At 68.4% G+C, this 599-nt stretch carries 1 pseudogene; it reads right to left on the reverse strand.

Features of this window, described 5'->3' with window-relative positions:
- Positions 1 to 116: 116 nt before the first annotated feature.
- Positions 117 to 599: pseudogene (locus tag ACFUJR_RS31490) on the reverse strand (cation acetate symporter); the annotation flags it as partial.

Raw genomic sequence — 599 nt, forward strand, 5'->3', positions numbered from 1 at the left:
TGGCGCCTGCCAAGCCCACGAGAAGCATAGGTCCGCACTGGCAGATGGGGGCGATCGGGCCTCCTTTGCCTACCTCTCCCCCCCTTCCCCCCCCGCGGTCGCGTACCGTGCGCGGGTCAGTGCGCTCCGACACCGGTGAGCGACTTGACCTCCAGCTCCGCGTACTTGCCCTTGTCCGGCTCCTCCTTGGAGAGGAGCGAGCCGAGCCAGCCGAGCAGGAAGCCCAGCGGGATCGAGACGAGGCCCGGGTTCTCCAGCGGGAACCAGTAGAAGTCCACGGTCTTGAACATCGAGGTGGGCTTGCCGGAGACGACCGGCGAGAAGAGCACCAGGACGACCGAGGAGATCAGGCCGCCGTAGATCGACCAGAGCGCGCCCTGGGTGGTGAACCTCTTCCAGAACAGGCTGTAGAGGATCGTCGGAAGGTTGGCGGAGGCGGCGACGGCGAAGGCGAGGGCGACCAGGCCGGCGACGTTGAGGTCGCGGGCGAGCGCGCCGAGCGCGATCGAGACGACGCCGATGAGGACGGTGGCCCAGCGCGCCGCGCGGACCTCCTCCTTCTCGGTGGCCTTTCCGCGCCGGATGACGTTGGCGTAGAT

It is taken from the genome of Streptomyces sp. NPDC057271 (assembly GCF_042668715.1).
GTDB lineage: Bacteria > Actinomycetota > Actinomycetes > Streptomycetales > Streptomycetaceae > Streptomyces.